Below are 1,175 nucleotides of genomic sequence, written 5' to 3'. Positions count from 1 at the left end.
GAGGTCCATGGCGGCGAGCAGTGACGGCAGGTCAGGTCCGGTGCCGTCGGCGGGATTCGGCGGCGGGTCCTCGCACGCGCCGTGCAGCAGGACGCGGTCGGCGGCCCCCAACTCGGCCGCCAGGTCGAGCAGTCGGTCACGCTCGGGGCCCTCTCCGACGAGCAGGAGCCGGGCACCGGGCACGGCGGCGACGGCCCTGACGAGCGTGTCGAAGCGCTTGCCCTCGCTGAGCCTGCCGATGCCGCCGACCACGAACGCGTCGGCGGGCAGGCCGAGTTCGGCCCGCGCCTTGTGCCGGGCCGTCTCGTCGAAGGAGAAGCGCGGCACGTCGATGCCGTTGGGAACGACATGGATACGGTCGCGGCGTACGCCCCAGCGGCGCAGCCGGTTCGCGACGGTCGTCGAGACGGCGACGGTCTCCGTGCCGAGGCGTTCGCTGCCGAGGTAGAGGGCACGGGCCCCGACGGTCAGCGAGCGGCCCTCGATCTGGGTGGCGCCCAGCGAGTGCTCGGTGGCGACGACGGTGCGTACGCCGGCGAGGCGGGCGGCGAGGCGTCCGTACACACAGGCCCGGTAGAGATGCGTGTGGACCAGGTCGTACCGGCCGTCCTTGATCAGTCCCGTCAGCCGGGGCAGCGCGCCGATGTCGCGGTTGCCTCTTATGCCGAGGTCCGTGACGGGGAAGCCGTCGGCGACGATGCCGCGTGCGACGGCGCCCGGGTTGGTGAGTGTGACGACGGCGCTGTCCGTGGGCAACCGGCTGAGCAGCAGGCGCAGTTGCTGTTCGGCACCACCGATACCGAGGCCGGTGATGACGTGCAGTACCTTCATGCGCCGCCGCCCTCGGGTACGGTCGCGGTCCCCGACCGCCCGGCGGTCGCCGCGGCTGCCGGATACGGGCCGTACGGGACCGGCTCGCGCCGCCGGCCGTGCAGGGCGCGCTTCAGGAAGAGCCGGGGCCCGGTGTCCTCCTGGCCGATGTGCAGGCGCGGCAGGGCGAACAGGCCGGTGAGGGGGCCGGGGTCGATGGCGACGGCGTACCGGTAACCGGCGTCCCGTACGGCGGCCATGGCGCGCTCGTCGACCGTGCCGTACGGGTAGCAGAACCCGGTCACCTCGGTGCCCGTGATCGCGCTCAGCGCCTCCCGGCTGCCGCGCGTCTCCTCGGCCAGCAG

The 1,175-nt window shown here is 73.7% G+C and carries 2 protein-coding genes; both read right to left on the bottom strand.

What is annotated here, in order from left to right:
* Positions 1 to 831, bottom strand: an 831-nt coding sequence (locus tag ACFXKA_RS43065; RefSeq protein ID WP_379431923.1) for a glycosyltransferase, incomplete at its 3' end; no start/stop codon positions are given.
* Positions 828 to 1,175, bottom strand: a 348-nt coding sequence (locus ACFXKA_RS43060; RefSeq protein ID WP_379431922.1) for a polysaccharide deacetylase family protein, incomplete at its 5' end; no start/stop codon positions are given. The genes ACFXKA_RS43060 and ACFXKA_RS43065, both read right to left, overlap by 4 nt.

This window comes from Nocardia sp. NPDC059228, assembly GCF_042754245.1.
Taxonomy (GTDB): domain Bacteria; phylum Actinomycetota; class Actinomycetes; order Mycobacteriales; family Mycobacteriaceae; genus Nocardia.
Note: the sequence above shows the minus strand (reverse complement) of the source record. Positions and strands in the feature narration are given on the sequence as shown.